11 protein-coding genes are annotated in these 22955 nt (G+C 69.8%); 3 read left to right on the top strand and 8 right to left on the bottom strand.

Translation table 11 applies throughout. From position 1 onward, the window contains the following. Window positions 1-459: 459 nt before the first annotated feature. The 4 genes from ACIBBB_RS30040 to ACIBBB_RS30025 form a co-directional block, all read right to left on the bottom strand. Entirely contained in the window at window positions 460-972 is a 513-nt protein-coding gene (locus ACIBBB_RS30040) for a hypothetical protein (protein WP_398987499.1), read from the bottom strand. Between the two features lie 233 nt (window positions 973-1205). Beyond that, window positions 1206-2756, bottom strand: a complete 1551-nt coding sequence (locus ACIBBB_RS30035; protein WP_398987497.1) for a GMC family oxidoreductase — start codon at window positions 2754-2756, stop codon at window positions 1206-1208. Between the two features lie 397 nt (window positions 2757-3153). Beyond that, window positions 3154-5133, bottom strand: coding sequence for an ABC transporter ATP-binding protein (locus tag ACIBBB_RS30030; protein WP_398987495.1), 1980 nt, complete (start codon window positions 5131-5133; stop codon window positions 3154-3156). Between the two features lie 155 nt (window positions 5134-5288). After that, the gene (locus ACIBBB_RS30025; RefSeq protein WP_398987493.1) at window positions 5289-8606 is read right to left on the bottom strand and encodes a S8 family peptidase; all 3318 of its coding nucleotides are present in this window, start codon (window positions 8604-8606) and stop codon (window positions 5289-5291) included. A 573-nt stretch (window positions 8607-9179) separates the two neighbouring features. On the opposite strand from ACIBBB_RS30025, the gene ACIBBB_RS30020 reads away from it, so the two are divergent. After that, window positions 9180-9620 carry a hypothetical protein gene (locus ACIBBB_RS30020; RefSeq protein WP_398987491.1) on the top strand — a complete coding sequence of 147 codons (441 nt, stop codon included), beginning with the start codon at window positions 9180-9182 and terminating at the stop codon, window positions 9618-9620. Window positions 9621-9954: 334 nt separating this feature from the next. Here the strand turns inward: ACIBBB_RS30020 and ACIBBB_RS30015 are convergent, their stop codons facing one another. The 3 genes from ACIBBB_RS30015 to ACIBBB_RS30005 form a co-directional block, all read right to left on the bottom strand. Continuing rightward, entirely contained in the window at window positions 9955-11847 is a 1893-nt protein-coding gene (locus tag ACIBBB_RS30015) for an FHA domain-containing protein (RefSeq protein WP_398987751.1), read from the bottom strand. Between the two features lie 181 nt (window positions 11848-12028). After that, entirely contained in the window at window positions 12029-13990 is a 1962-nt protein-coding gene (locus ACIBBB_RS30010; protein ID WP_398987489.1) for a protein kinase, read from the bottom strand. An 834-nt stretch (window positions 13991-14824) separates the two neighbouring features. After that, window positions 14825-16180, bottom strand: a complete 1356-nt coding sequence (locus tag ACIBBB_RS30005; RefSeq protein WP_398987487.1) for a hypothetical protein — start codon at window positions 16178-16180, stop codon at window positions 14825-14827. A 739-nt stretch (window positions 16181-16919) separates the two neighbouring features. On the opposite strand from ACIBBB_RS30005, the gene ACIBBB_RS30000 reads away from it, so the two are divergent. Further along, complete coding sequence (locus ACIBBB_RS30000; RefSeq protein WP_398987750.1) at window positions 16920-17339, top strand: DUF4190 domain-containing protein; 420 nt, start codon at window positions 16920-16922, stop codon at window positions 17337-17339. A 287-nt stretch (window positions 17340-17626) separates the two neighbouring features. Here the strand turns inward: ACIBBB_RS30000 and ACIBBB_RS29995 are convergent, their stop codons facing one another. Beyond that, window positions 17627-18538, bottom strand: coding sequence for a MerR family transcriptional regulator (locus ACIBBB_RS29995; RefSeq protein WP_398987485.1), 912 nt, complete (start codon window positions 18536-18538; stop codon window positions 17627-17629). Between the two features lie 611 nt (window positions 18539-19149). Between ACIBBB_RS29995 and ACIBBB_RS29990 the strand changes: the two genes are divergently transcribed. Next, on the top strand, window positions 19150-22701 hold the full coding sequence (locus ACIBBB_RS29990; protein WP_398987482.1) for a phosphodiester glycosidase family protein: 3552 nt from the start codon (window positions 19150-19152) through the stop codon (window positions 22699-22701). The last annotated feature ends 254 nt before the right edge of the window (window positions 22702-22955 follow it).

Raw genomic sequence — 22955 nt, 5'->3', positions numbered from 1 at the left:
GCCGTACGGCTCAACCGGTTCCATGGTGTCAGCCCGTGCTCAGCGGGGCGGGGCCGGGCCGTGGCACAGCGCGGACGGGTACGCGCCGCGGGCCGGACCTCTGGCCGCTCCCTCTCGGTGAACCCCGGCGTCGCCGCGAGGGGCATCGCGCGGTCGTTGGCGGTCCGGGTGCCGAGCACCACCGGCTCGCCGGGAAGCGCGTCAACGCCGCGCACGCCTCGGGGGCGTACGGCTCCCCGTGCACCCGGTCACGGTCCCCGCATTGCCCGTGAGGTACCACGTGCCGGTCGTGGTGGCGTCCAGGTAGGGACTCCATCGGTCCGTCACCGGCGCGGGGGCCGGATTCCACACCATCGAGGAGTAGGTGGTCGCCGGGGCGGTAGCGAGGTTCGGCCTGATTTCGAACCTGATGTTCGGCATGTTCCCCGTGCCGCCATCGTCGACGACGAGGGCTCAGTCTCACGGGCTGTCCGAAGTCACCGGCGCACTTCGGTCGGAGAAGATCGCTGCCGCTGCCGTGAGCCGCATTGCCTCCAGCGAGTCGATCTGTTCCCGCGCCCGGTCCAGCAGGCTCCGCAACTGGGATTCATCCAGTTGGGCCGCCGCTGACGCCACCACGAGCAGCGTGCGCCAGATGAGGGTCTTCCCCTCGACTCCCAGCCGCAGGGTCTCCAGCTCGACGAATGTGCTGAGCCCGGAGCGCCGGTACAGGACACCGTTCGGTTTGAGGCGCCCGAGCCTCTCGGCCGCCCAGCCTCCGTAGATCTTGTAGCGGCGGGCGGGAACGCCGAGTGAGTCCATGATCTGGAGCAGGGTCACCCGGTCCTGGGCGATCTCCTCGGCGATGCGCGCCAGGTCGGCGCCGCGTACCGAGTGGCGGTGCTGGTGGGCGATGCGCCGGGCGATCCCGACGCCGAAAGTGGCACCGGCCAGGTGATCATTCAGATAGATCCCGAGCTTGTCGCTGTACATGCGAGTCCCTTCTCGGCGGTCCTTGGCGGTCTCCTTCGATCGTCGGCCACCCGCTCACGCTCTGCACCGCGAGGAAACACCCACGACGGGGTGAGCCCTGACGAAGCGGCGAAACGGGATCGGGGAGACGCGGGCGAACGATGCGAAGGCCGCATCCGAGCGTCACCCGGTCCCGGACGGGCACCACCCTCGGGTGCCGGGCCCCGCGTCCTCCGGCGGTGCCCGGCACGCCGTCACCCGCGGCCAAGAATGAGCCTTCCGCAACGGTCGCCGATCATCATGGACGGGGCGTTCGTATTGCCCGAGGTGATGCTGGGCATTATCGCGGCGCTGGCCAGGCGCAGACCACTGACCCCGCGCACGCGCAGTTGGGGATCGACGACGGCGAGCGCGTCGGTGCCCATGCGGCAGGTACCCACGGTGTGGAAGTCGGACTGGGAGAAGGCACGCAGCGCGGCGATCTTCTCCTTCCTGGTCCTGACGGGTGTGTCGGGCACGACGTTCTCGTCCCTCACCCACTGACGGAGTCGCCTCGCGTTCATCAAGTCCAGGGAGAGCTCGAAGCCCTCAAGGGAGTTCTCGAGGTCCTCCCGCGTCCGGAGGAAGTTCGGCTGGATGACGGGCGGAGTGTGCGGGTCGGCTGAGCGCAACTTGACGTAGCCGCGGCTGGTCGGGTGCAGGTTCATCACCCCGATCGACGTGGACTCGTCCGGGGCCGGCGGATAACCGACGCGCGAGTAGTAGGTCTGGAACTCGAACCGCGGCGTGCCCGGCACCCGGCCTTGGCCGGTGAAGACGTTGACGTCCATGGCGGTGATGTGGGATTCCGGCTCGGGAGCTCTGAGCGCTCGCGAAACGACGGAGATCAGGTGATCGTGCAGGTTCGCACCGACACCGGGCAGGTCGATCACGACGTCGATGCCGTGCGGTCGCAAGTCGCCGGCGGCGCCGACGCCGGACAGCTGAAGCAGACGAGCGGTGTTCACCGCGCCCGTACTGACGATGACCTCCCGCTCTGCCTTGACCGTGTACTCGCGTTCGCCCGACTCGATGACGACGCGGTCGATCGCGTTTCGGCGGTCGAACGTCAGCCGCGTGACGTTGGCGTCTGTGACGACCGTCAGCCGGGGATCGGTGAGATACGGCGCGAGGAATGTGGTGAACGCGTCCTGGCGGATGCGATTGACCACATTGAGCTGTGTGTACGCGGCGCCGAACTGGCCGGCGCCGTTGTAGTCGGGGTTGTACCGGTACCCGAGGTCGACGGCGGCTTCCAGAGTGGCCCGTGACAGGGCGTTACGCCGTGTCAGCTGGTCCGACGGGCGGATCGGTCCCGTCAGCGCGTCCAGCGATGGGCGCACGCTCGCGTAGTCCCAGCCCTCGGCGCCCTGTGCGGCCCAGTTGTCGTAGTCGCCGGGATTGCCACGGACCCACACCATCCCGTTGATGGAACTGCTGCCGCCCGCGAGCTTGCCGCACACGAATGACTGAGGCCTGTTCATCAGGGCGGCCTGAGGCTCCGACTGGAAGTGCCAGTTGAGCGGGGAACAGGGGGCGGTCAGCGTGCCCGACTTCGTGAAATCACGTACCTCCGGCAGATCATTCGACCCTCCCGCCTCGATCAGCAGCACGCTCGCATGTGAATCCGCCAGTAATCGTGCGGCCAGCGTGCAGCCGGCTGAGCCGGCTCCCACGATGACGTAGTCGTAGCGGCGGCCTTGGGCGGAGGAGGCGGTCTGCCCTGCTGCGACCAGCCCGGCCGAAGCCGCGGACACGCTGAACATCTTGAGCAGTTTCCGCCGGCTGAGCGTGCCCGCCCGTACCTGACGAACAATTTCCTGCGGATCATGCGGTGTTGATCTGGTTATGCCGGACATACACACCCTTTATTCGAGTTGGCCCTCATCAAGGGCCTGTGCGAGAACAGGGCGGAACGCAAACGCGGCGATACTCGTCTCAGAGGGCGTCTGGTCCACGTGAATCCGCCCTGTATGACCTGGCCTCGATCTTTGTGACGGCCCGTCGGTTTGTCCAGGGGGCCGTTCTCGGCTGTTCGGAATGCTGGTGGGCAGGGCGATGGTCCGGCTCGACGCCCCTCGTACGAGTGTCGGCAACCACGGCGTTCAAACGCCGCGGTTGCTTGGCCCTCGCGCGGCCGGCATCCGCGCCACCGGCCGCTCGCTACCCGGCCGCGGGTGCGACGTCTGTGGTGACCCCGGCGCTCAGGTCGGGACAGGGCGGGAGGTCGCGGGGATCCGGCTTGCCCGGATCCCGGTCGTGCGTGACGCTTTCACCCGTCTCCCCGCCCTCGAACTGCGTGTGGTAAAGCTCCGCATAGCGCCCGTCCGCACGGAGAAGGTCTTCGTGCGTGCCCCGTTCGACGATCCGGCCGTCCTCGACCACGAGGATCAGATCAGCGGCCCGTACGGTGGAGAGCCGGTGCGCGATCACGACGGCGGTACGGCCTTCCAGAGCTTCGGCGAGCGCCGCCTGGACCGCGGCCTCGGAGGTGTTGTCGAGATGCGCGGTCGCTTCGTCGAGGATCACGACACGGTGACGGGCGAGGAGCAGCCGGGCGATGGTCATGCGCTGGCGTTCGCCGCCGGAGAGCCGGTAGCCGCGCTCGCCGACGACGGTCGCGAGCCCGTCGGGCAGTGACTGGACGAGACCGCTGAGGCGGGCCCGGCGCAGGACGTCCCACAGTTCGTCGTCGGTGGCTTCGGGCCGGGCGAGCAGCAGGTTCGCGCGAACGGACTCGTGGAAGAGATGACCGTCCTGGGTGACCATGCCGAGCGTGGTGCGGAGGGACTGGGCCGACAGGTCGCGTACGTCGACACCGCCGATACGGACGGCGCCCCCGTCGGTGTCGTAGAGGCGCGGGAGCAGTTGCGCGATGGTCGACTTGCCCGCGCCGGACGAGCCCACGAGGGCGACCGTCTGTCCGGGCTCGGCGCGAAACGAGATGCCATGGAGGACCTCGGCGCCGCCGCGGGTGTCGAGCGAGGCGACCTCTTCCAGCGAGGCCAGGGAGACCTTGTCGGCGGAGGGATAGCCGAAGCGTACGGCGTCGAACTCGACGGAAACGGGCCCGTCGGGAACCCGCCGCGCGTCGGGTCGTTCCACGATGAGGGGCTTGAGACCGAGGATTTCGAAGACCCGCTCGAAGCTGACGAGGGCGCTCATCACCTCGACGCGCGCTCCGGCGAGCGCGGTCAGCGGCGCGTAGAGGCGGACGAGCAGCAGGGAGAGCGCGACCACCGCGCCGGGGTCGAGGCTGCCGCGCAGGGCGTAGGAGCCACCGAGCCCGTAGACGAGCGCCAGGGCCAGGGCGGAGACGAGTGTCAGGGCAGTGATGAACGTGGACTGCGCCATGGCCGTACGAACCCCGATGTCCCTCACCCTGCGGGCCCGCGCCGCGAATTCGGCGGACTCGTCGGCAGGCCGCCCGAACAGCTTGATCAGGGTCGCGCCCGGTGCCGAGAATCGCTCGGTCATCCGGTTGCCCATCGCGGCGTTGAGGTCGGCTGCCTCCCGCTGAAGCCTCGCCATACGCGTGCCCATCCGGCGCGCGGGCATCACGAAGACGGGCAGCAGGACGAGCGCGAGGAGCGTGATGCGCCAGGAGAGTGTGAGCATCACCGCGAGGGTCAGTATCAGCGTCACCACATTGCTGACGACACCGGAGAGGGTATTGCTGAAGGCGCGCTGAGCACCGATCACATCGTTGTTGAGCCGGCTGACCAGGGCTCCGGTACGGGTGCGGGTGAAGAAGGCGACAGGCATGCGCTGGACGTGGTCGAAGACCGCGATCCGCAGGTCCAGGATCAGCCCCTCGCCGAGGGTGGCCGAGAGCCGGCGGCCAAGGAGGCCGAGGCCGGCTTCGGCGAGGGCGATGAGCGCGATGAGCAGAGCGAGTTGGACCACGAGCCGCTCGTCGCCGCCGGACACGATCGCGTCGACAACGCGGCCCGCGAGGACGGGAGTCGCCACCGCGAGCAGCGCGGTGGCGACCCCGAGCAGGACGAACTGGATGATGCGGCGGCGGTGCGGCCGGGCGAAGCCGGCGATTCTCCGGAGGGTCGCGCGGGCGAACGGCCTGCGCTCAGGGCGGGCGTTCATGACGTTGTGCAACTGCGTCCAGGCTGTGGACTCCATACTCATGGGAGGACCGTAGAACCTCAAGCGACCTTCAGGTCAAGCCCCGGGTCCTCCTCCACCGGCACTGCCGTGCTGTCGGTACGCCGGCATGGCTCCGCCCGCGCCCCGAGGTGCGGACGCGGGCGGAGCCGAGAGTCACCGGATGCGGCGGAGGCCGGTCACCGGGTGCGGTAGGCGTCGATGATCGTCTGGCCGAACGTGTTGCCGTCGCGGTCACGGACCGCCGACCGCAGCGAGACTGACCCGCCCGCGGCCGGGTTCACCACGGTGATCCCGCCGTGCCGGACCGCCGTTGGCCGCCACGACTTTCCGCCGTCGTAGGACACGGACACCGCGAGCGACGCGAGTCCGTGGCCGGCGGCCGACCCCTGTACGGCGACCGGCACCTGGTACCGGACGCCGGCCGGCGCCGTGGAGGCGAGATCGAGCCGGGGCGTGTAGCGGACCGCGCCGACCGGGACGGAAACGGGCGAGGAGGTGCGGGCCGAGGTGAACTCGGCCTGCCAGGTCACCTTGGAGGTGACGGAGGCGAACCCGGCCGAGGCCCGGCCGACCGTGGTTTCCAGCCGGTAGCGGGCCTTGCCCGGGGGCAGCTCGAAACGCACCTCGTCGAGTGGGCCGTCGGCGGTGGCGTAGAGCTTGCCGTCGCGGTGGAGGGTGGTGGTCGCGGAGTCGGTGTCGTACACGCTGCCGCCGGCGTGCCCCGCGCCGTCGGTGAACGGGGCGATGCTCCCGGCGAGCGTGTCGCCGTCGCGAACCAGCCCGCCGCCGTTGCCGAGCGACGGCCCGAACACCCCGGTGTTGAAGGTCTCCGTGCGGCTCGCCCCGGCGGCGTGGCGACGCGCGGGCAGCTCGTACTCCGCGAGTTTGCGGCCGTTGGTGGGATCGAGCTGCTGGGTGTGCCCGCCCCAGACGTAGCCGCCCTGGACGTATACCGTCCGGGTGCTCGGCAGATCGCTGTAAGCGCCCACGGCGGCGGTGCCGGTGCCCGGCAGCAGGGTCCAGTTCGCCCCCAGCATCCCCGGCACAGAGGTACCTTGACGGATCGTCAGTTCGGCCAGGTCGCGCTTTCTGACGTGCTGGACGTGACCGGTGTAGAAGCTGTCGCGCAGGGTGTGGGCCACGTGGTATTCGGTCGAGCCGCTCTGCCAGTGCGAGAGGAAGTACGACGTCACCTCGCCGCGCGCCGGCGGGTCGCCGATCAGCGCGGTGCGGGTGTCGCCCAGGCCCGAGGCGAGCCCGATGCTGGAGATGGTCTCACTGCCGCCGGAGCGCACAGCGGTCGAGATGAAGGTGGAGACACCGGTGGCGTCCGGGTCCGGCAGGGTCACTTCGACGGGGCGGGCGTCGCGCGCGTCGAAGGAGATCGTCATGTCGCGGTCGACGGTCAGCTTCGGGGCCACGAGGTTGTCGATGCCGCCGGACTCGGCGAAGTTGCGGCCGGTCAGGGTGTAGTCACCGGCAGGCAGCTCCACGGTGGCGGTACCGTCCTCGCCCCTGAGCAGCACGAAGGAGTCGTTGCCGATACCGGTGAACCAGGCGGCCCAGCCGAAGTAGTCCGGGGGCAGACCGTCGCGGCCGGTCGCCTTCACGGTGACCTCGTAGACGTGGGCGGCCCGGTCCAGGCCGCCCACACTGCGGACCGTCGCGCCGCCGCCGGTGGCGACGACCGTCACGGCGAACGCGCCGGTCGTCTCACCGCCGACCCGGGGGTCCGCGGTCACCTCGACACCGGCGGTGCCGCCCGCGGGGACGGTGACTTGGTCGCTGCCGAGCGTGAACAGGCCCTCGGGGGCGGGGCCGGAGTCCGGACCGGCGGAGGTGGCGGTGAGGTCGAGGGTGACAGGCCGGTCGCCGAGGTTGCGGTAGGTGACGGTACGGGTGCGCGGCTCGCCGTCGGTGTGCGGCCACTCGAACTCACCGAAGTTCAGCGGGCCGGGCTCGGCGACGACGGTCTGCGTGGTGGCCCGGGTCAGGTCGATGCGCCCGGTGCCCTGCTCGTACGCGCCGTGGTCGCCGGGCAGCGCGGAGCCGGTCAGCAGGGCCTTGACGCGCGGGCCGCTCCAGTTCGGGTGCCGCTGCATGAGCAGGGCCGCTGCCCCTGTCACGTGCGGGGTGGCCATCGAGGTGCCCTCAAGGGTGACGTAACCGGGCGCGGGGCGCGGGTCGTCCGGGCGCGTGCCCGCGGCGGCGGCAGCGGTGATGGCGACGCCGGGCGCGGTGACGTCGGGCTTGACGCCGCCGTCCGCGCGCGGTCCGCGCGAGGAGAAGGAGGCGAGGGCGTCCCGCTTGTCGACGGCGCCCACGGTCAGCGCGCTCTCGGCCACACCCGGGGTCGACAACGTGCCCGAGCCGGAGCCGGAGTTGCCTGCGGCGATGACGAACAGCGCCTGGTCGGAGAGGGCGTCGACGGCCTCCTCCAGCGGGTCGCTGCCCGGCTCGTCCGCGGAGCCGAGGGACATGTTGACGACATCGGCGCCCTGCGCGACGGCCCACTCCATACCGGCCAGGATGCCCGAGGTCAGGCCGGAGCCCGAGGCGTTGAGGACCTTGCCGTTGATCAGCCGGGCCCCCGGAGCCACGCCCTTGTACCGGCCGTCGGAGCCCGCCCCGGAGCCGGCGGCGGTCGAGGCGACGTGTGTGCCGTGCCCGTTGGCGTCCTGGAGTTCGGCGTCGGTGGAGAAGTTCTGTTCGGCGACGACCTGGCCCGCGAGGTCGGGGTGCGTGGAGTCGATGCCGGTGTCCAGGACGGCGATCTTCACGCCGGTGCCGTCGAAGCCGGCCTGCCACTGGCCCGGCGCCCCGATCTGCGGCACGCTCACGTCGAGCGCGGCGCTCATCACGCGGTCCAGACGCAAGGAGGCGACCCCCGGGGCCAGTTCACTGCTGTCGTCCGCGGTGTCGGTGAGCGCGGCCCAGGCCGTCGCCGCCTCCCCGGGGGCCACCACGACGGCGTCGGAGTCCACGGAGGGCAGCGCGCGGACCTTCGCGTCGGTGTCCGCCCGCAGCCGCTGTCTGGCCGCCGCGTCGTCGGCGGTGTACCGCACGAGCACGGGCGCGCCACCGTCCGCGATCTCGCGGTACTCGGGCCGGTTCAGCTTCGCGACATCGAACAGGGCGAGGTCCACCTTGCCCGCGTCGATCAGCGCCTCGGCGTCGGCGGGGACGACATAGGTGTGGTCGCCGGTGCGGCCGATCTGGACGGAAATGCCGGCGCGGCCCTTGGCGGGCAGGATGCCGACCGCGGCGCCCTCGCCGTCCAGCACCACTTGGTCGCCGGTGATCAGCGTGACGGTGGCGTGGTCCGGGGCCGCCTGAGAGGTGGTCGTGAACGCGCCGGCTGCGGTGGGGGAGCCGGGACCAGCAGCCGTGGCCGGGACGGTGGCAGGGCCCGCCGTCAGAGCCGCCGTCATCAGCAGGGCCCCGGACCAGGCCGGGACATGGGCGAGCCGTCGGGGTCTTCGTGGTGCCAGCAAGGTCGTCCCTGTCTGTGGGTGGGGAGCAGCGGGAGGTGAGTCGGTGCCCGTGTGAAAACGTTGTCAGGGCCGTGTCATGCTGCCCACGGCCCTTCAGCCGGAAACGATCCTGTTGCCTGCTCAACCGTCCCCTACATGGGAGGAGTTGACCCGTATCCCGCCCATACGGTTCAGAGCGCGCGTGCGGGTCCGTCCGGCGTTCGCTCGCCCTCCGGGGCGAACTGTGCGCCGACCGGATCACGAGCCGACATGGGCAGCGGGGGACCTTACGCGGCAAACGTCTCCAGCGCCGGCTGCTCGCGCGGCCCAGGCTGCCGCCCTGGTGTGTGAACCGTCGGCCACGGTGGAGCAAGATCCGGCTGTCTTCAGCCTTCCTGATCAAGGCGGGCGCGAAGGACACCCTCTCCGGCACCGGTTTCTCATCACCCCGGCCTCCAACTCGCTGAAGTTCGGTACGACGACGGCCACTTCCGCGACCGTGACCGCGACCCGCTTAGGACCTGTCCGGTCGACCATCGAGTAGGGCGCCTCAGTGGTACTTTGACCGGAATCGTGGGAGGGGCGGGCGAATCCGTGGACAGTGGCCTACGGCGTGCGGTCGTCGTGACGCTTGGCGATCTCGGGCGAAGCGACGACTGGCGTGACCGGGCGGATGCCGGTCACAGCCTGGCAGGGTTCGCAGAGATGCGGGAGGCCGTAGAGCCGTTGCTGGGGCTCGTGCTCGATCCTGGTGACACCTTTGTCACTCGGCGGACCGCGGAGGGCCTGCTTCGGCGGATGGACAAGGTCGGACTGACGATAGTTGCGTCCGCACTGGCAGCCGCCAACGACAACCATGCCGATTGGATCCACACCGCAGTCGTCGATGTCTTCAGCGTTTTCTCGGGCGACCTGGACGAGGCGCTACGGCTCTGCGAGGAGATGTTGGGCGCCGCCGACGATCGTGTTGCCCGCGGGGCTCGTCGGCTGCACGACAGCCTGGCAGAGGTCGAGCCCGTTCTTCGCCCCTCATAGTGAGGGTTCGACCGCTGTTGTGAGGGCGCGGATTGTCGACGGCAGGGACGGCGAGGGGCACCTTGTCGGCTCACTGCCACGGAGCATTCCCGTCACACGCCCGGTAACCGGGAGAGCGAGGCCGTGTTGATGTGCAAGAACCCGGACTGCGGCTGCTCGGGAGACGCCGACCGCAACGCAGCCCGGAAGGTCTTGCACCAGTACCGGATGAGCCTCGCGCTCATCCCGGCTGCCGGGAGGGCAGTCGTCAGGCGCGCCCAGCGCGTCACCGCGAGGTGAGTGGGAATCTCCCGGCATCAGCCGGGAGAGCACTCAACCGCACCCATCGCGACGGTCAGTGGCGGTCGGTCATGAGCGCAATCCCCTCGGGTCCCGAGCCCTGGCCGATCAGGCGCGGGTCGGTGGGACTTGTGACGTAGACCGGGGGATCCGGCTGGTAGAAGATGTCGATGTCAGCCTCCTCACCGCCCACGATCAGCGTGTCCCAGGGGCCGCTCTCCTGGAGGGTCCGCAGGGTCGACGGAGCGAGCGTGGACAGATGGCACCGCAGATCGTCGTCGCTGGGCATTCCGGGGAGGCGCGGGGCAAGGCGCTCACGGATCGCCAGCACGCGGTCCAGCAGAACGTCCAAATCGGTTCGGTCGGCATCGAGTTCGGTCGGTCGGTCCGCCTCCATGCTCTGGGCGATGATGTCCTTGATGGCGCGGGTCACTCCCTGCCCGTCAGCGGCAACCATGGCGTTCCAGGCCCGACTCTTGTGGCGGTACTGCAACATGGACATCGCCGCCTCGTGCCGGATGAAGTCGGCGTCGCGCAGCGGGCGGCCCTGCCAGGCACGGGTGAGGGTCCGGGCGAGTGAAACGGCGGAGGCAAGGCCGCTGTTGAGGCCGCGTCCGGGCCAGAAGTGGATGGCGTTGGCCGCGTCGCCCAGCAGAAGGCCGTAGGTACCGGGGCTCGTGGCGGTGGGGCGGGTGAGTTCGGCCGTGAACCGGGGCCGTTGCACCATGTCCAACCGGAACGAGGTGATGGCGCTGAGATCGTCCTCGGCGACACCGAACAACTTCAGGCCCTCTTGAATCCGTTTCCACAGTGGCGAACTGCGCAGCAGGGCAGGCAGGAACAGGGTGCCGTGGGTCGGGCAGACGAATTCGTTGTCCGTGTGGCGGCTCATGACGCAGGGCCGGGCCGCGATGCATTCCTCGAAGACCTGTCGGACCGGATCGATGCCGACAACGTTGCCCGCTTCCTCTCGGGTCAGCCTCATGTTGAGGAAGCCTTCGCCGCGCAGCGAGTTGAGCAGGAACCGGTTCTGCGCCACGGTGAGAAGGACGCTCATCGGGTCCGGCAGCTGGGACTTGACGCGCAGTCCCAGCACTACGTCCTGGAGGTGCTCCCCCTCAAGGGAGTAGATTGACGCGTCGGCCGCGCCGAAACGATCCGCGAAGTGCTCCCGGGTACGCGACCGTCCGCCTTCGCAAATCACCAGCAGATGCTCCTGGGAGAGTCGGTGCTCCTGTTCCGACACGTCGAATCGCTTCGGCACCAGACGAATCGCGGACTTGCTGTTGGCCAGCTCCAGCAGCTTGTCCTCGATGTACGCGATCCGAATGTTGCGGGGCGGCTGTCCGTCGACCGAATCCGGTCCCACGGGCCACATCTCCGAGTATCCGCCTGAGCCAAACAGCGCCGACCGTATCTCCTCGGTGAGCGCCAGGTACTGCCGGCTCTGCACGGTGACGACCTGCTGCCGGCGAACGTTGCCCTGACTCTCGTCCTTCCAGACCACTGTGGAGCCGTTCTTGATCCAGCGGCCGTCGTGCACGGTGATGGACGCGCGCCCCGGCATGGAGCTCTCCAGCAGCAGGGCGAAGGCGAGACCCACCGGGCCTCCTCCAGTCACCGTGACCCGTATCTCGCCCGGGTTCACCTTGGCGTCGACACGTGGCAAGTCCAGCTCGGAGAGAGCCAGGACCGTCTCCAGGGCCTCCTGTGTCTCGAACAGGAAGGTCTCGTCGCCGATGCGTACGGAGTCGCCCGCCTTGAGTACATGACGGGTGACACGCTGATCGTTGACGAGCGTTCCATTCCTGCTGTTCCGGTCGTAGAGAACGAATTCTCCGTCCTCCGGGACGATCTCGGCGTGCAGACGGGAGGCACTGACGCTGACGATGATCACGTCGTTGTCGCTCTTGCGTCCGAATCGAAGCGGAGCACCGCCCAATACCACGCTTTGACCCGCGAACGGGCCTGTACGCCCCACGATGACCGACGACACGAACTCTCCTTGCGACTGTCTCGGCTGCGGCGGAACGCCGCACCCTCGGATGAACCACTACGAGTGGTGAAAGGTCGACGCTGACGCGCCGGTAGGACTCGGTTGGCGTGATGCGACCTGGGGCGCCCTGGCTCTAACTGCTGGTCACCGAGCCGCATGTGATCGAGAACGGCACGGAGTTGGACACCGCGTCGAAGGGCGACCGAATCTCGACCGCCAGTTCACTCCGGAGCGTTCCGGCCCCTGCGTACGCCGACAAGCTCACCGTCTCCTCGCGGGATCGGGGGCCGCCTTCCCGGAACTCCAGCGTTCGCCATCGCCGGTCGATCACCGACCCGTTGGCCGAAACCCACCGGTACGAGAACTGGATGGGTAGCTCGGACACCGTGAAGTTCGCGGTGAAGCGGGGGGCCTGAGAGTCACTTGGGGGGCAACTCCCCGCGTAATCGGTCGCGTCACCCGTCACCGTGATCGAAACAGGCTTCTCGGCGGTGGCGTCCGGCTTGCCGGCCGCCGCTCCGGAGTCGTCCTGCTCCTGCCCGGCGAGCGAACCGGAGTTCGTCCGGTCCGCACTCTCCCTGTCCATGAGTGCGTAGCCCAGGCTTCCGGCGAGCAGCACGAGCGCAACCCCTGCCACTGTGATCAGGCCGGTGCGCCGCCTACGTGGTGTGGAGCCGGAACTGGACGTCCCCGCCCCCACTTGATCGGTCGCCGCTGAGACGGGCCCCGCCGGAACAGCCGTGGGTACGGACGTCGATGCCGGCCCCGCCGCCCCGGTGGGCGAGGAGGCGATGCCGGCGGATGCGTGAGGTGACGCGTCGGCCCGCTCCGAGGTGGCCCTCGGCGAGGGGTGGAGCGGCGAGGTCCGGGGCTCGCCGTTGCGGTCGACCGGGATCGGAGGGGTTGCCGGTTGTCCGGCGGCGAGGGGCGCGTCGCTCCTGGACGCCGGGGGGAGTTCCCCGGCAGTGGGTACGGCTGCCGCGGCTGTCCGCCCCGTTCCCGGCACGGAGGAGTGAGGGGCAGCGGCGTCGGCTTCCGACACCGTGGGAGTCCTGGGCTCTTCCTTTGTGGAAGTGTCGATCATCGCCACCATGACCCGGGGGTCCGCGGTGTGCCTCGGTGCCGGTGAGGTCGCGGTGGCGTTCAATTCCTCGGTGGCCGCGGTCGGTTCCGACTCCCCGAGGGGCAACTCGGCGGTGGGCAGGCTTGCGGTGCCGGATGTGGGCGCGGAGGGCGCGGTCGTGTCCGCAGGGAAGAAGCCCAGCTCCCGCTCGGCCTCTTCGGCCGACATGCGTTCGGCGGGATCCTTGCGTGTCAGGCCCTCGATGACGGATGCGAGCGGTCCGGCCTTGTGCGGCTGGGGCAACTGGTCGTCGACGACGGCGCGCATGGTGGACAGGGCTGTGGTCCGACGGAACGGCGAGCGGCCCTGAACGGCTGTGTAGAGCAGAATCCCGAGGGACCACAGATCCGATGCCGGACCGGGAGCCCGGCCCAATGCCCGCTCCGGCGCCAGATACTCCGGAGAGCCGACGACCTCACCCGTCATCGTCAGTGCCGATTCTCCCTCGACAGCGGCGATACCAAAGTCGGTGAGCACCACCCTCCCGTCGTCGGCGAGAAGGACGTTGGCAGGTTTCACGTCCCGGTGCAGTACTCCGGCGTCGTGTGCTCCGCGGAGTGCGGCCAACACCTCGGAACCCACCCGCGCGACTTCCCTCGGTGGGAGGGCGCCGGTGGAGTTGATGACATCGGCCAGGGACTGGCCGCGGATGAACTCCATGACGATCCAGGGCCGGCCCTCGTCCGTAGCCACGTCATGGACTGTCACCACACCACGTGCGCTGATGCGGGCAGCCGCCCAGGCCTCCCGGTGCATGCGGGTATACATCCGCTCCACGCGCTCCGCGGACAGCCCGACGGGAGCGCGTACCTCCTTCACGGCCACCTCGCGCTGGAGTACCTCGTCATGGGCGCGCCACACGGTGCCCATCCCGCCGTACCCGAGGACGGCCAGCAATCTGTAACGGCCCGCGACCAGACGTCCGGCGCCGGTATCGGACGACGCCGCGTCGTCCTCGTCGTGCGTTGGCATGTGCCCCTACTCCCTGTCTTCTGCAAACGGGCGGGGCGTGCCTACGCCCTCCGGTCGGATTCGGGCGCCCGGCCTTCGCCTTGACCACGGCCTGACTTCTTGCCGGGCTCCTTGCCCGGTTCCGGTGTACGACGCGGGAGAACCCGGACGCGTTGCCGCCATGTGCCCTGCGAGGAGGGCACAGCACAGAATAATATGTTGAAAGGCGAAGGACCGCAGACCGTCCTCACGTCCCTGGCGGCTTCTGTTCCCAGCTTGAAGCAAAGGGACCCCCGGGTTGAAGTCATCAACGTGGCAGTGCCGTTCACCCATCTCCCCCACGTCTCGTGAGCGTTGGTGAAGGCGGGCTGGACGGGTGCTGACGTTCAACCCGCGCCGGCCGGCCGAGGGCCTGCTGATGACGATGTCGTTCCTGGACCTGTGAAGGCGATGGGGATGCGCGCGTGCCGCCCGGGACGGTCGATGCAGGACTGGGGGAGGAGATTACTGAGGAGGCCGGGCGGTGCGAGCCCCACGCGGTGCTGCGCCGCAACCAGCGGCCCGGCCTGCCGGCGATGCGCGACGGGTCGATCACCGCGCCGCGCGCTGCCGGGTCCACCCCGGCGGCAAGGCCCTCAGCGCCCTGACAACGGCAACTGCGAGATCACCCTCTCCACCGGCCTGACCCCGGGACTGGGACCGATGGGCTGGCTGCCACATCCGAGGCACCTGACGACACGCCAGGTCACCGAACGGCTCGCGGACACTCCCTACCCGGGCGGCGAACTCTTCCCGATCCGCCACCGACCGGGGGCGCCCCGCGTCGGCGGAGCGTCCCCCGGTGCGGAGACGCGGCTACGGGTTCACCACGACCTGCGCCGTGTTGTTCCGCGACTTCGGGTCGAACGGGAACGACGGGCCCCAACCGGGGTGGGCGACGATCTTACCGGTCGCGCCCGGCACCACCCGGCTGATCTCCAGCTGGAACGGCAGGGCGGTCCTCGAGTCCTGCTTGACCCACAGCGGCAGGTAGCAGTCGTAGCGCGGGGCGCCGAGCCGCTCCTCCAGGGAGCCGCCTTCCACGCTGCGTGGCTCGCAGAGGTCCGGGACGGCCGTGGCGGCCGTGCCCTTCGGCACGTGGAACGAGACGACCGCGGCCGGGTCGCCCGAGCCTATGTGGCCGACCCAGGCCGGACCTCTGTTCAGGAAGCGGACTGTGGCCGTGACCTTCGAACCGGCCTTTCCGCGGACCGTGTCGCCGCGCACCGCGAAGTCCGCGGTGTTGACGGCCTCGATGGGCCAGGCACCGTAGTTGTCGTCGGCCTGGATGTCGGTGGCGCCCGCGCCCGGCTCGACGGAGTAGCCGAAGAGCTCGTACAGGGCATGGTCAGCGACATCGAGCTTCAGCGGCGCGGGCAGCCCGGCAGTGGCACCCGGCGCGACGACCGTGTCGAACGCGCAAGTGACCACCGTCATCGGAGCGGCCTCGCCCTCACCGCCCGTGGGCGTGTACGCGCACTGCGGGTACTTCGTCGCGAACTCCAGGCCGTACGTCCCCCACATCCGCACGTTGAAGCCCTGCGCGGGTTCGTTACCGGTGTTGGTGACGGCGAACGGCGCGGTGAGCGAGCCGCCCGGTCGCACGCCCACCAGCTTGTCCGGCTGGACCACGCCCAGGTCGGGGCCCGAGCCGACCGTCACGGTCGTGTCGAACGAGTTGTGCGGGGCGACGAGTTCGCCGTCGGGACCGCCCTTGGCCGTCGCCTCGTAGGTGATCTTCCCTTGGGCTCCTGAGGCGGTGCCGGGCAGGGCGCGCACCTTGAGCCGCACCTGCTCCTCGTAGTCGTCCGTCAGGATCGGAACCTCGGGAACGGAGCACACCGCGGTACTCCCGCTGGGCACGCAGTTCTCCGGCCAGGCCACCTCGGCGACCTCTGCCAGGCCCGACACGTCGACGGTGAGCCGTCCGTCCGTGACCGCGTAGGCGCTGTCGTCGTGGTACAGGCCGACGGGCAGGTCACGATACTGTCCGGTGCCGCCCTCCGGGGCGACGGTGACCGTCGGCTCGTACGGGTGCTGTATCCACAGTTGGTCGGTCTGCTGCTCCTCGGCGAAGGCAGGCGCGATGCCTAAGCCGACGGCGGCCATCCCCATGGCCACGGTGGTGCGTGCTCCGAGCCGCAGCGCGCGGCCGACGGAGGCAGGTTTCATGTCGATCCCCCTGAGATGAGTGCCGGTTCGACTGCGACCCGGCACTGGTTGGACGGCTGTGGCGCCCGGGAAGTTGTACGGCTGTCTCACGCACCGCGATCGGGACATCGCACTGAGTCCTTCGAGCTGTGAGTTCCTTGGATGGTCAGACCGCAGCGACGTCGCCTACCGGCACGAGACGCCCGGCGCAACAGGGAGAAGATCCTCACGGCTGCTGGGCGCGCGTGTTCACGACTGAGGCGACCTCCCCGTCCGGCGCGTGGTGCTCGCTTATCGTCCGGCAGCGCTCGCAACTGCTCAACGCAGGCGTCCAGGTGGCGGGTTGTTCACAGCAGGGCCGCGTTCAGCACCAGGCCGGGCGCGCCCACCGGTCGCCGCTCGTGTCGCGGCTGGTCATGCGGTTCGGAGCGCACGTCGTTTCGCGCGACGACTGGCAGCGTGAAGGCGGCGACGGCGAGTTGGCCAGCGAAAGGGCGCCGCGGTCGGGGGCGTCCAGCACTGCGGATCAAGGGGTACAACAGTGCGAAGAAGGTCGTGCGCGCCTAACCGCGAACCGGTCAGCTGTCCGGTCCCACCGGCCCAGGCCCAGGCCCCGGCCCGCGCCGCCGGCCGCCTTCCGACGCCCCTCCGCTGTTTCGGCGGGTGGTGGGCCCGTCTCGCCGGGCGCGTGTCCGCGCCGCGTTCGGGGGCATGCGGAGTTGAACCTGACGCATACAACCACCAACGGAGGGTGATGTCGATGTCCCTGCCCAACTACCCCCACCAAGCGGCCGACGGCACGTCCCCGCAGTCGGCGCCCGAGCCGGCGCCCGCCCGGAGCAACGCCCTCGCGGTGGCCGCACTGGTGCTGGGCATCCTCGCGATTCTTCTTTTCTGGACGGTCGTGGGCGGGATGGTCCTGGGCCTGCTGGCCGTGGTGCTCGGCATCATCGGTGCCCGCCGGGCCCGTGGAGGCCGGGCGCCCCGCCGCACCATGTCGATGGTCGGCGCCGTCCTCGGAGCGCTGGGACTCGTCGCCTCGACAGTGATCGTCATCATCGGTGTGTCGCTCTTCAACTCGGAGGAGTTCGACAACTTCAACGACTGTGTGGAGCACGCCAACAGCCAGAGCGAGAAGGACCAGTGCGCCGAGGACTTCTCCAACGACGTGGAGAACTGAGCGTACGCGTGACAGTGGTCCACCACCTAGGAAGGCTCATCCGCGTCAACGGATCACGGGAGCAGAGGAGTTACGTGCCGTCTCGGCACGTGATCTCGGTGCCCGGCGGGAGTTGGTGGCTGCGGGGGAGGTCCTGGGTGAGGGTGGGGGAGCGAGCCTCCCTGTCCGGCTGGAAGCAGTCGTCAACCGCCTCCCCGTCGACCCGGGCCTCGGTCGGGCGGCTGCCGGAGCGGCACCGGGTGACGCGGTCCCCGTCCCGGCCGGACCCGCGGGTTGGTAGGGGCCGGTCAGGCTTGATCCGCGGCGCGCAGGGCTCGCGCCAGCCACTCCAGCTCCTCGGTCGCGTCGGGAGACGAAAACTGTCCGCGCACGCGGGCGACGAGCCTGCGGTAGCGCTCCGCCCCTGCCTCGATCCCGGCCTCCAGGCACAACAGCACGGCGGCCCGATCGGCGTCGCCGAACAGCTCGGACAGCACTTCGGCTGCCGCCGGCCCCTCAGGGGAGATCTCGCGTTTTATGACCTCCGCGACGGTCTGCACGACCTGCCTGGCCCACCAAATGGACGCCCCGGGGGGACGAATCTGCCCGGGGACCGGGGTGCTCAGCTCCAGCATGGTGCGCATCCGGGAGCGGAAACCGGGGTCCCGCACCAGCTCGGCCAGTTCGATCCAGGCGTCGACCTGCTCGGGTGTGGGGTCGTCGGGAAGTTCGATGCTGAAGTTGCGCATGCGGTCACGAAGGCGCGGGTCGATGTCGAGACCGCCGAACACCTCTTCCTTGAACTCGTCGATGATCTGATTGCGTTCGGCGGCGGAAAGCCGTGCCAACCGGTTCATCAGTGCTGTCTCCTCGGTGGTGGAACCACGTTTCGATACGGTGGACAGGACGGCCCGGCTCACCTTGAGTGAGCGGATCTGCGCGTCGAGCGCGGCCACGTGTGCGTCGGCGACCTCGGCGACCGTGGTGCGGCCGCTCAGGACGCGGCACACGTCGTCGAGCCCGAGGCCCAGCTCCCGAAGGGTGCGGACCAGCTCGACGCGGGCCACGGCCTGGGCGTCGTACAGCCGGTAGCCGCTCGCGGAGCGGGCCACGGGCGGCACCGCTCCCTCGTCCGACCAGAAGCGCAGGGTGCGCACCGGAAGGCCGGTGCGGTGCGCGAGCTGGCCGATGGTGAGCACGTCGGGGCGTTGGTCTTCCATGGGCGAGATCCTGGACCCTCCAGCCGCTGGAAACTCAAGCGCCAAGACGCGCGAGCCGCTGGATCTTGATGTCGAGGGGCTTTGCGCCGCTTGCTGTGGCGGTCACGCAGGTCCACATGAGCCCGTGAGGACCCGGCTCACGACGCCCGGCACGCGCGCTCGCCGCGTTGTCGGAGTCGCCCAACGCCCAAGTACGGCCGGTCCATCCACAACGCCAGTCCTGCGCCTTGCGCGCGTACGCACCGGACGCCGTGCCCCCCACCCTTCGGGTGGACGACGCTACTCACCCTCGACCAACGGCGTCCTCACGGACGAGTACTGCCGCCCCTACCGGCCGGTCCGCGCCAACCGCGCCGGACGTATCACCACCCAACAGGCCCAGCTCGCCGATGATTTTGCCGCCATCGCTACGGCGCCGAACCAGGCAGCGGCGACCCCCGCCACCACAGCAACAAGATGCAACGTGCAGTCAGTGTTCACCAAAGGCTCGTGGCGGCGTCGTTCGCACGTATTGGTGGACCTTTGTGATCGGGTGCGTGCCCTGATCGAAATGGGCGCAGCAGGGGGTTTCCCCCGCTTCCTCTCTTGACCCCGAGGTACCAATGAGATTGATGGTCTTGAACCATCGGCGTACGGGATCATGGCTGCTCGTGCTCGCCACAGCGACCGCACTGGCCGCCGCACCTGCCGTCGCGTACGCGGACAGCGGCCCAGTCGGGCCGGTCGTTGTCGCTCCGGCCAACATTGATCCGGTCACCGGTGTGCCCGTCACCGGTGCGCCGGCCACCGGTGCGCCCGTCATGGGCGGAATCCCCTTGACCAACACGTCGGAGAAGATCGGCCCGGGGATCGACCTCCAGCACGTGAAGGCCCTCGACCAGAAGGGCTGGTACGACGCGCAGTTCCTGAACGTGGACCTGTCCAAGCGCGCGGTCGGCACGGATCTGCTGACCTCCGGACCGGTCGCGTCCGGCGGGCCGCTGAGTGAGGCCGCCAACAAGGCCGGTGCCGTCGCGGGCGTCAACGGCGAGTTCTTCGACATCGGCAACTCCAACGCGGCGCTCGGGGGCGAGGTCCAGAACGGAAAGCTGCTCAAGTCCGCCGACATCAGCGGCCGTCAGCACGTGGGCGTCACCAAGGACGGCATCGCCCAGCTCGTGGACCTGACGGTCAACGCGAACGCGAACTTCGCGGGTGCGGACCACAAGGTGCTGTCGCTCAACGCCGCGAACGGCGCCGGGGTCCCCGCGGACGGTCTGATCGCGTTCACATCGGCGTGGGGCGACTACAACCGCAACCGCGGCCTGACGGGCGTGGCCAACGACCAGATCGCCGAGGTGCTGGTCAAGAACGGCTCGGTCGTGTCGGTCACGCCGAACGGTCCCGCGGGCTCGGGGACGATCGCGGACGACAGCTTCGTGCTCGTCGGGCGCGGCGCCTCGGCGACCGCGCTCCGCGCGCTGCGGCCCGGCGACCCGGTAAAGCTCGACTACGGTCTCGCCGACAACGTTGCCAAGACGTTGAAGTTCGCGCTCGGCCACGGCGGCACCATCGTCTCCGGCGGCAAGGTCGTCAGCGGTCTCGACACCTCGATCGCCCCGCGCACCGCGCTCGGTTTCAAGAACGGCGGCAAGACGCTCGTTCTCGCCACCTGGGACGGCCCGGGCGGCACCGGCAAGGGCGGCGTCGGGATCGACAAGGAGGCGCGTGACCTCGCCGCGATGGGCGTGGAGACCGCGGTCAACCTCGACGGCGGTGGCTCCAGCACGATGGTCGCCCGCGCGCTCGGCGGGGACGCCGCGACCGTCCGCAACGTCCCGTCCGACGGTCACGAGCGCAACGACCCGAACGGCGTGGGGGTGTTCGTCGCGAAGGGCGACGGCCACCTGGACCAGCTCCTCGTCAAGCCCGCGCCGGGTGCGGCGTCGGCCGACGGTGGCGTGAAGGTCTTTCCGGGACTCCACCGCCGCCTCGTCGCCGAGGGCGTCGACAACCACGAGACGCCGGTGACGGTCGACCCGAAGTCCGTGCGGTGGACTGCGAACGGAGCATCCGTCAAGGACGGCATGCTCACGGCCCCGGCCCACGCGGATCGCACGATCACGGTCCGTGCGCATGTGCGTAACAACCAGGCGCAGGAGAAGGTCTCCGTCCTCGGCACGGTCAACAGCGTGGAGATGTCGTCCCGGCGCCTGTCGATCGCCGACGCGACGCCCGACAACGCTGTCACCGTCTCCGTGACCGGCCGCGACGCCCAGGGCTACACGGCACCCATCGAACCGCAGGACCTCATCCTCGACTACGACCACAGCGTCATCGACATCAAGTCCGTGGACGGCCAGCTGAAGATCACCCCGCTCACCAACGCGGGCACGATCCTCAAAGTCTCGGTCGGCGGCAAGTCGGTCCAGCTCCCGGTCACGGTCGGTGTGCAGACCAAGACGGTCTACGACTTCGACGACGACGTGCTCGCCCACTGGCTCAACAACAGCACCGCGGCCACAACGTTCTCGGCGGACCCCGACGGCCTGCGGATCGACTTCAACGCGATGCGCAACGTGGGCATCGCGGCGAGGTCGACGGCCGGGCGTATCCAGGTGCCCGGCCAGCCGCTTCGCCTGCGGGTGCGGCTCAAGTCGAGCATCAGCGTGCCGAACGGCCTGACTTACATCAGCTACGTCGAGGCGGACGGCAAGAGCAGCGGCGCCTACGGCACCGGCCTGACCGCGAGCGACAACTGGCAGAACGCGTCGTTCACACTGCCGGCGAACACGAAGTTCCCGATCGCGGTCTCGGGCTTCCAGGGCATCAACACGAGCGCCGCGCAGCAGAAGGCGGGCACGTTCGTCCTTGACCGCGTCGAGGCCGACATACCGACGTCGATCGACCTGCCCGCGGAGCCCGACCAGCCCGCCCCGCAGCCCGACCCGCTCGTCTCCGACGACGGCTCGCTGCTCCAGGGCCACGACACGTGGAAGTTCGCCACGCTGTCGGACGTGCAGTTCACCGCCGACAACCCGGCGTTGACCCAGGTCGCGACGGCCGCCATCCAGCGGATCCGCAAAACCAATCCGGACTTGATCGTCCTCAACGGTGACATCACCGACCGCGGCCTGCCGCAGGACCTCGCCCTTGCCCGCAAGGTACTCACCGACGCCGGATGCGACCTCACACCGGTCGGCCAGGAACCGGCGGCGAACAGCACACCGGACCCGAAGTCCGGCTCGGTCCCGTGCTACTACGTGCCGGGCAACCACGAGTCCTACGGCATCAACAACGTCCAGCAGGACCTGACGAACTTCACCAAGGAGTTCGGCCGGCCGTACCGGACGTTCGACCACAAGGGCACGCGGTTCATCCTGCTCGCCAGCTCCGTCGGGTCCCTGCGCGGGACGGCGTGGGACCAGCTCCCGATGTTCCAGAAGGCACTCGCCGACGCGAAGAACGACGACTCGGTGCACAACGTCATGGTGTTCGCCCACCACCCGGTGGACGACCCCGCCGAGACGAAGTCCAGCCAGCTCGGCGACCGCGACGAGGCCGCGCTCGTCGAGCACATGCTCACGGACTTCCGTGGCTCCACGGGCAAGGGCGCGGCGATGGCCGGATCCCACGCCCAGATCGCCGATGTCCACCGCCTTGAGGGCGTCCCGTACACGGTGCTGCCGTCGTCGGGCAAGGACCCGTACGGCACGCCGGACCGCGGCGGCTTCACCGGGTGGGTCAACTGGTCCGTCGACGCGGACCGGAGCGCGAACCAGCAGTGGCTCGAGGCCGATGTGCGCGCCTTCGCGCAGTCCATCACACTGAACACCCCGGCATCGGTCGGCGCCGGCGAGACCGCGCAGCTCTCGGGCAGCATCGTGCAGCCGCAGGGCGTGGGAACGGGCAGCCGTGTGGTGCCGCTGCGGTACCCGATGTCGGTCCACTGGAGCGGCTCGTCCAACCTGGCGATCGGCAGCGGGAAGCAGGCCATCGCTCAGGCCCGCGACAAGCGCAAGGTCGCGATCCTCGACCCACAGACCCGGACGCTCACCGCGCTGCGCCGTGGCACGGTGACCGTGTCGGTGACGAACGACTCGATGCGTGCCTACACCGACGACAGCTCGCTCGCGCCGATCACGACCTCGAAGACCATCGAGGTCCTGCCGGCGTCCGAGTGACCGTAACCACCATAGGCACGCAGCCGTCGCGGATCGGCCCCTGAACGGTCCGGTCCGCCGCGCGCAGCGGCCTCGCCGGGGGGGGGGGGGGGGGGGGGGGGGCGCCCCCCCCCCCCCCGGGGGGGGGGGCGGGCCCCCCCCCCCCCCCCCCCCCCCCCCCCCCCGCGCGCGGGCCCCCCCCCCCCCCCCCCCCGCGGGGGGGGGGGCCCCCCCGGGGGGGGGGGCCCCCCCCCCCCCGGCGGCGTGCGTGTTCC

This window comes from Streptomyces sp. NPDC051217 (assembly GCF_044455465.1).
Classification (GTDB): domain Bacteria; phylum Actinomycetota; class Actinomycetes; order Streptomycetales; family Streptomycetaceae; genus Streptomyces.
Note: the sequence above shows the minus strand (reverse complement) of the source record. Positions and strands in the feature narration are given on the sequence as shown.